Source organism: Nonomuraea lactucae, from assembly GCF_003313395.1.
GTDB lineage: Bacteria > Actinomycetota > Actinomycetes > Streptosporangiales > Streptosporangiaceae > Nonomuraea > Nonomuraea lactucae.
On the sequence record NZ_QNFZ01000912.1, the window covers coordinates 1 to 8,076 of the forward strand.

Below are 8,076 nucleotides of genomic sequence, written 5' to 3' on the forward strand. Positions count from 1 at the left end.
CGCGGTGGCGCTGTTCGCGGTGTCCAGGCCGGCCGACAGCCGCTGCGCGCCGCTCTCCGCGGTGCCGAGCCCGGTGGCCAGCTTGGCGACGCCGTCGCCCGCGCGGACCGCGCCCTCGTGCAGCTTGCCCGCCCCGTCGGCGGCGTCGCTGGTCTTGTCGTGGATGTCGCCGATCGAGATGAACACCCGGTCGAAGTAGCCGTGGATGGCCGTGCGCTCGGCCGCGGCCCGCACCTCGTTGAACACCGCCTCCGAGATGCCGCCGACGATGTAGCTGCGGCCGGTGTCCACGCGCAGCCCGAGCCGGGCGGGCGTGGGCGTGGCGGCGTCGTCGGAGGGTGAGGCCAGGCGGGCGCTGAAGTCGGCGGGCACGGTGAGCGCCAGGTAGTAGCTGCCGTCCCCGACGCCGTCGGCTGCCTCCTGGGCCGTCGCGTCGTGCCAGTTGAAGACGTGGCGCTCGCGCAGCTCGCGCGCCAGGTCCTGGCCCGCGTGCAGCTCCTTGCCGCCGGCGGTCGCGGGCCTGTCCTCCATGACCAGTGCGACGGGCACCCGGTCCAGGTTGCCCTGGGGGTCCCAGAACGACCACAGGTACAGCCCGGCGTACAGCAGCGGCAGCACGACGACGGCCGCCAGCGCCAGCCTGGGCAGCCTCGACCGCAGCATTCCTCTCATCACAGCTCCACGAGGTGGTCGTAGCGGGAGGGCGGGTGCACGCACGAGGCGACGACGGTCCGGCCCAGCCCGCCCAGCAGGGTCCAGAGCGCCTGCTGCCGTTCGGGCGGCAGCCCCAGGTCGACGTTGTCGGCGACGACCACCTTGGGAGTGTCCAGCAGCGCCAGCGCGATGCCGAGCCGTACCTGCCGCTCGCGGTCCAGCTCGCGGACGAGGGTGCGCTCGTCGGCGTCCAGCCCCGCCTTCTCCAGCGCCCCCTGGTACGGCACGCGCCTGCGCTCGCGCAGGTGCTCCATGACCGTGAGGGACCTGTCGAGGTCGGTGACCCCGTCGACCAGTGCGAGGGCGGTGACCCCGCGGACGGCTCGTCGCCAGGTGTGCCCGGCCACGGTGAGTGTGCCCCCGGTGGGCTTCATCCGCCCGGCCAGCGTGAGGAGCAGGCTCGTCCGCCCGCTGCCGGCCGGACCGGCGACCACGGTCAGCGTGCCGGGGCTGGCCTCGAACGAGACGTCCCGGTAGACCCCCTCCAGCGACAGGCCCTTCGCGACGATCATCTGCGGCCCTCCTTTCTTGCACTGACCAGTCAGTGCAAAAGGTAGCGCATCAGAGTCAGTCGCCGTGCGGGGGAGGGGGCGCAAGGGGGTGGGCGGAGTCCGCTCAGGACCGGGCCGGGGCCGTGGGAATTCCGGCCGCGGTTCCGGTGTTCGGGACAGGAGGGTCCGCATGTCGGGACAGCGCAAATGTTCGCAATACGGACAGAGCGGGCACCATTCCTAGTGGGTACGGTAACCTCTACCCACAACATGCAGCAGGGCCAACGTCGTCCCCGCCTGTTGAGCAGTTCTGCACAGACGATGACGACGGGAGGGATTCAATGCCTGCTGCCCACCTCGGGTTCCCCGAGCCCCAGGGCCTCTACCACCCCGCCAACGAGCACGATGCCTGCGGTGTCGCCATGGTCGCCGACGTCGCGGGCCGCCGAGGGCACGGGATCGTGGTGAAGGCGCTGACGGCGTTGCTCAACCTTGATCACCGGGGGGCCAAGGGTAGCGAGCCGGACACCGGCGACGGAGCCGGGATCCTTACGCAGATCCCCGACGCCTTCCTGCGCGCGAGCGCGGACTTCGGCCTGCCCGCCGCCGGGCGGTACGCCGCCGGCATCGCCTTCCTGCCGGCCGACGGCGAGGCGCGGGCGATCGCCACGCGGCTGATCGAGGAGATCGCCGCGGAGGAGGGCCTCACCGTGCTCGGCTGGCGCGAGGTGCCGGTCGACCGGGCACTGCCGGGCCCCAGCGCCCGTGCCGTCATGCCGCACTTCGCGCAGCTGTTCGTCGCCGGCCCCGACGGGGTGTCCGGGCTGGAGCTCGACCGGCTGGCCTTCTGCCTGCGCAAGCGGGCCGAGCACGAGGCGGACGTCTACTTCCCCTCGCTGAGCTCGCGCACGATCGTCTACAAGGGCATGCTCACGCCCGACCAGGTCGAGCCGTTCTTCCCCGACCTGTCCGACGAGCGCTTCGAGACCGCGATCGCGCTGGTGCACTCGCGCTTCTCGACCAACACCTTCCCGAGCTGGCCGCTCGCCCACCCCTACCGCTACGTGGCGCACAACGGCGAGATCAACACCGTCAAGGGCAACCGCAACTGGATGCGCGCCCGCGAGGCGATGCTCGCCTCCGACCTGATCCCGGGCGACCTCGCGCGGCTCTTCCCGATCTGCGACCCCGACGGCAGCGACACCGCCTCCTTCGACGAGGTCCTGGAGCTGCTGCACCTCGGCGGCCGGAGCCTGCCGCACGCCGTGCTCATGATGATCCCGGAGGCGTGGGAGAACCACACGGGGATGGACCCGGCGCGCCGCGCCTTCTACGAGTTCCACTCGTCGATGATGGAGGCCTGGGACGGCCCGGCGTCGATCACGTTCACCGACGGCACGCTGGCCGGCGCCGTGCTCGACCGCAACGGCCTGCGCCCCGGCCGGTTCTGGGTGACCGCCGACGGCCTGGTCGTGCTGGCCTCCGAGGCCGGCGTGCTCGACTTCGCGCCCGGCGACGTGGTGCGCAAGGGGCGCCTGCAGCCCGGCCGGATGTTCCTCATCGACACCGCCCGCGGCAGGATCATCGAGGACGACCAGATCAAGGCCGAGCTCGCCGCCGCGCTGCCGTACGAGGACTGGCTGCACGCCGGGCTGGTGCGCTTCGAGGAGCTGCCCGCGCGGCAGCGGGAGATCCCGACGCACGAGGCGCTCGTCAAGCGCCAGCAGACCTTCGGCTACACCGAGGAAGAGCTGCGGATCATCCTGTCGCCGATGGCGAAGGCCGGCGCCGAGCCGATCGGCTCCATGGGCACCGACACGCCCGTCGCGGTGCTGAGCGAGAAGCCCAGGCTGCTGTTCGACTACTTCACGCAGCTGTTCGCGCAGGTCACCAACCCGCCGCTGGACGCCATCCGCGAGGAGCTGGTGACCTCGCTGGCCAGCGTGCTCGGGCCCGAGGGCAACCTGCTCGACCCCGGCCCCACGTCATGCAGGCAGCTCGTCCTGCCGTACCCGGTGATCGACAACGACGAGCTCGCGAAGATCATCCACATCAACGACGAGCACGACCTGCCGGGGTTCCACCCCCACGTGGTCTCCGGCCTCTACCAGGTCTCCGGCGGCGGCGAGGCGCTGCTGCACCGCCTGGAGGAGGTCCGCGCCGAGGTCTCGCAGGCCATCGCCGACGGCGCGCGCATCATCGTGCTGTCCGACCGCGGCTCGTCGGAGGAGCTGGCGCCGATCCCGTCGCTGCTGCTCACGGGAGCGGTGCACCACCACCTGATCCAGGAGAAGACCCGCACCAAGATCGGCCTGGTCATCGAGACCGGCGAGGCCCGCGAGTGCCACCACATGGCGCTGCTCATCGGCTACGGCGCGGGCGCGGTCAACCCCTACCTCGCGATCGAGACCGTCGAGGACCTCGTCGACACCGGCGTGCTCCAGCTCGACAAGCGCAAGGCCGTCCGCAACCTGATCAAGGCGTACGGCAAGGGCGTCATCAAGGTCATGTCCAAGATGGGCGTGTCGACCGTGGCCTCCTACACCGGCGCGCAGATCTTCGAGGCACTCGGCCTGAGCCAGGAGGTCATCGACTCCTGCTTCACCGGCACCACCTCGCGCCTCGGCGGCGTCGGCTTCGACGTGCTCGCCCGCGAGACCGCCGAGCGGCACCGCCACGCCTACCCGCCGGTGCCCAACGCGCACCGCAGGCTCCAGGTCGGCGGCGAATACCAGTGGCGGCGCGAGGGCGAGCCCCACCTGTTCAACCCGGAGACCGTCTTCAAGCTGCAGCACGCCACGAGGACGCGCCGCTACGAGATCTTCAAGGAGTACACCTCCATGGTGGACTCCCAGGCCGAGCGGCTCATGACGCTGCGCGGGCTGTTCAAGCTCAGGACTGGCCGGACCCCCGTCCCGATCGACGAGGTCGAGCCGGTCTCCGAGATCGTCAAGCGCTTCTCCACCGGCGCCATGTCGTACGGCTCGATCTCGATCGAGGCGCACGAGACGCTCGCCATCGCGATGAACCGGCTGGGCGGCAAGTCCAACACCGGCGAGGGCGGCGAGGACCCGGAGCGCCTCTACGACCCCGAGCGGCGCAGCGCCATCAAGCAGGTGGCCTCCGGCCGGTTCGGCGTCACCAGCGAATACCTGGTCAACGCCGACGACCTGCAGATCAAGATGGCCCAGGGCGCCAAGCCCGGCGAGGGCGGCCAGCTCCCCGGCCACAAGGTCTACCCGTGGATCGCCAAGACCCGGCACTCCACGCCCGGCGTCGGCCTCATCTCGCCGCCGCCGCACCACGACATCTACTCGATCGAGGACCTGGCGCAGCTCATCCACGACCTGAAGAACTCCAACCCGCAGGCGCGCGTGCACGTCAAGCTCGTCGCCGAGGTCGGGGTCGGCACGGTCGCGGCCGGCGTGTCCAAGGCCCACGCCGACGTGGTGCTCATCTCCGGTCACGACGGCGGCACCGGGGCGTCCCCCCTGACGAGCCTCAAGCACGCGGGCGCGCCCTGGGAGCTCGGCCTGGCCGAGACCCAGCAGACGCTGCTGCTCAACGGCCTGCGCGACCGCATCGTCGTGCAGGTCGACGGCCAGCTCAAGACCGGCCGCGACGTGATCATCGCCGCGCTGCTGGGCGCCGAGGAGTACGGCTTCGCCACCGCTCCGCTGGTCGTGTCCGGCTGCGTGATGATGCGGGTCTGCCACCTCGACACCTGCCCGGTGGGCGTCGCCACGCAGAACCCCGAGCTGCGCAAGCGCTTCACCGGAAAGCCCGAGTTCGTGGTCAACTTCTTCGAGTTCGTCGCCGAGGAGATCCGCGAGTACCTGGCCGAGCTGGGCTTCCGCTCGCTCGACGAGGCGATCGGGCACGTCGAGCTGCTCGACACCACGGCCGCCGAGAACCACTGGAAGGCCGGCGGCCTCGACCTGGCGCCCATCCTGCACAAGCCGGAGCTGCCGGAGAGCACCCCGCTGCGGCGCGTCGCCGAGCAGGACCACGGGCTCGGGCACGCCCTGGACAACACGCTCATCCAGCTCGCCGAGGGCGCGCTCAACGAGGGCACCCCCGTCACGCTGGAGCTGCCCATCCGCAACGTCAACCGCACGGTCGGCACCATGCTCGGCCACCAGGTGACCAAGCGCTACGGCGGAGCCGGCCTGCCCGACAACACGATCGACATCTCGTTCACCGGCTCGGCCGGAAACTCGTTCGGCGCGTTCATCCCGCGCGGCCTCACGCTGCGGCTGACCGGCGACGCCAACGACTACCTCGGCAAGGGCCTGTCGGGCGGGCGCATCACGGTCCGGCCGTACGACGAGGCCCCGCTCGACGGGCACATCATCGCCGGCAACGTCGCACTCTACGGCGCGACCTCCGGCGAGGTGTTCGTCCGCGGCGTCGTCGGCGAGCGCTTCTGCGTGCGCAACTCCGGCGCCACCGCGGTCGTCGAGGGCGTCGGCGACCACGGCTGCGAGTACATGACCGGAGGCAGGGCCGTCGTGCTCGGCCCGACCGGGCGCAACTTCGCGGCCGGCATGTCCGGCGGCGTCGCCTACCTGCTCGACCCCAGGGCCGATCGGGTCAACCGCGAGATGGTCGCCATCGAGGAGCTCGACGAGCAGGACGGCGAGTTCCTGCGCGAGACGGTCGAGAAGCACTTCGCCGAGACCGGCTCCCCGGTGGCCAAGGAACTGCTCGCCGACTGGCACGCCGCGCTCGGCCGGTTCGGCAAGATCATGCCCACCGACTACAAGCGCGTCCTGGAGGCGGCCGAGGCCGCCCGCATCGAGGGCCGCGACATCGACGAGGCGGTCATGGCAGCCGCCGTACAGGGTTAAGGGAGGCGTAACCGATGGCTGACCCCAAGGGGTTTCTCACCTACGGCCGGGAGCTGCCGGCGCGCCGGCCCGTGGACGTGCGCATCGGCGACTGGCAGGAGGTCTACCAGGACTTCCCGCGTCAGAAGCTGACCGAGCAGGCCGCCCGCTGCATGGACTGCGGCATCCCGTTCTGCCACAACGGCTGCCCGCTCGGAAACCTCATCCCCGAGTGGAACGACCTCGTCTACCGCACCGACTGGCGCGAGGCGATCGAGCGGCTGCACGCCACGAACAACTTCCCGGAGTTCACCGGCAGGCTCTGCCCCGCCCCGTGCGAGGCGGCGTGCGTGCTCGGCATCAACTCCGACCCCGTGGCGATCAAGCGGGTCGAGGTCGAGATCATCGACCGCGCGTTCGCCGAGGGCTGGGTCACCCCGGAGCCGCCCGCCCGCAAGACGGGCAAGCGCGTCGCGGTGGTCGGGTCCGGCCCCGCCGGGCTGGCCGCCGCCCAGCAGCTCACCAGGGCCGGCCACGACGTGGTGGTGTTCGAGCGCGCCGACCGCATCGGCGGCCTGCTGCGCTACGGCATTCCCGAGTTCAAGATGGAGAAGCGGCACATCGACCGCCGCCTGGCCCAGATGCGGGCCGAGGGCACGGAGTTCCGCACCGGCGTGAACGTCGGCGTCGACATCACCGCCGCGCGGCTGCGCGAGCAGTTCGACGCCGTGGTGCTGTCCGGCGGCGCCACCCAGTGGCGCGACCTGCCCGTTCCCGGGCGCGAGCTGGACGGCGTCCACCAGGCGATGGAGTACCTCCCGCTGTCCAACCAGGTGCAGGAGGGCGACCTCGCGGAGTCGCCGATCTCGGCCGAGGGCAAGCACGTGGTGGTGATCGGCGGCGGCGACACCGGCGCCGACTGCATCGGCACCGCCATCCGGCAGGGCGCCGCGTCGGTCACCCAGCTGGAGATCATGCCCCGGCCGCCGGCCTCGCGGCCCGGCAGCCAGCCGTGGCCGACGTTCCCCATCCTGTTCAAGATGGAGAGCGCGCACGAGGAGCTGGAGGACGGCGGCGGCGACCGGGTCTACGCGGTCTCCACGACGGAGTTCGTCGGCGACGAGGCCGGCAGGGTGCGCGCCCTGCGGCTGGTCGAGGTCGACGGGCCGCAGAACGGCTTCAAGCCGGTCCCCGGCACCGAGCGGGAGATCCCGGCCGAGCTGGTCACGCTCTCGATGGGCTTCCTCGGCCCGGAGAAGGGCGCCCTGCTCCAGGACCTGGCCGAGCTCGGCGGCGACGGCTTCTACGACGCCCGGGGCAACGTCTCGCGCGATAAGACGTACATGTCGAAGGTGGACGGCGTCTTCGTGGCGGGCGACATGGGGCGCGGGCAGTCGCTGATCGTCTGGGCGATCGCCGAGGGGCGCGCCGCCGCCTCCGGCGTCGACCGCTACCTGACGGGGGAGACGGCCCTGCCGTACCCGATCCTGCCCACCGCGCGCCCGCTCGTCTGACGCGGGATGCCCGCGCCCGGCGCGGGCTGCCTGCCGCGTGAGCGCCCGTCCGGCCGGTTCCGGACGGGCGCTCCTCGCGTCGTGTGGCCGGTACGCCGGGAGGCGGGGCCTCCGCGTAGAGCAGCGGGTGCGCCGGGGAAGGACGTCTGCCCCGGCAGGGGGCGCGTTACGGGTGCGTAATGGCCTTTATGTGCCAGAGTGCTGATATTTCGTGCTTAAGTTGCATCCGGGGATTACTGCCGGGAAGATACACATCCTGCGCACGGGGCGGGTAGATGGGGGACCAATGCGGCGAGTCGCGTCCGGCCTGACGGCACTGACCACGGCAGCCGCACTGGCCACCGGCGCACCCGCCGGCGCATCCACGGGCACATCCACTGGCACATCCACTGGCGCGCCCGGCTCCGCTCCCGCGGCCGAGTACCTCGTCTTCTACGCCGACGGCGCGCGGCGAGACGCCCTCGCCGCCATCGGCCGCGCGGGCGGCACCGCCGTCGGCGCCGACACCCGGCTCGGCTACGTCCTCGC

Annotated in this window: 4 protein-coding genes and 1 pseudogene; 3 read left to right on the forward strand and 2 right to left on the reverse strand. The window is 71.6% G+C overall.

The window, feature by feature from the left end; genetic code table 11:
- Window positions 1-672, reverse strand: a 672-nt coding sequence (locus DQW85_RS31545) for a YhgE/Pip domain-containing protein (RefSeq protein WP_205315558.1), incomplete at its 3' end; no start/stop codon positions are given.
- Window positions 672-1,226, reverse strand: a complete 555-nt coding sequence (locus DQW85_RS31550; RefSeq protein ID WP_162795535.1) for an ABC transporter ATP-binding protein — start codon at window positions 1,224-1,226, stop codon at window positions 672-674. The genes DQW85_RS31550 and DQW85_RS31545, both read right to left, overlap by 1 nt.
- Window positions 1,227-1,546: 320 nt before the next feature.
- Between DQW85_RS31550 and gltB the strand changes: the two genes are divergently transcribed.
- The 3 genes and pseudogenes from gltB to DQW85_RS31565 form a co-directional block, all read left to right on the forward strand.
- Window positions 1,547-6,055: a glutamate synthase large subunit gene (gene gltB / locus DQW85_RS31555; RefSeq protein WP_113703443.1), complete on the forward strand. Its 4,509-nt coding sequence runs from the start codon at window positions 1,547-1,549 to the stop codon at window positions 6,053-6,055.
- A 14-nt stretch (window positions 6,056-6,069) separates the two neighbouring features.
- Entirely contained in the window at window positions 6,070-7,548 is a 1,479-nt protein-coding gene (locus DQW85_RS31560; protein ID WP_113703444.1) for a glutamate synthase subunit beta, read from the forward strand.
- A 286-nt stretch (window positions 7,549-7,834) separates the two neighbouring features.
- Window positions 7,835-8,076 (forward strand): annotated as a pseudogene (locus DQW85_RS31565) (peptidase S8 and S53 subtilisin kexin sedolisin); the annotation flags it as partial.

Coding starts and splice junctions, on each gene's coding strand:
- DQW85_RS31550 (WP_162795535.1), bottom strand. CDS start 1,226: ATGATCGTCGCGAAGGGCCTGTCGCTGGAGGGGGTCTACCGGGACGTC.
- gltB (WP_113703443.1), top strand. CDS start 1,547: ATGCCTGCTGCCCACCTCGGGTTCCCCGAGCCCCAGGGCCTCTACCAC.
- DQW85_RS31560 (WP_113703444.1), top strand. CDS start 6,070: ATGGCTGACCCCAAGGGGTTTCTCACCTACGGCCGGGAGCTGCCGGCG.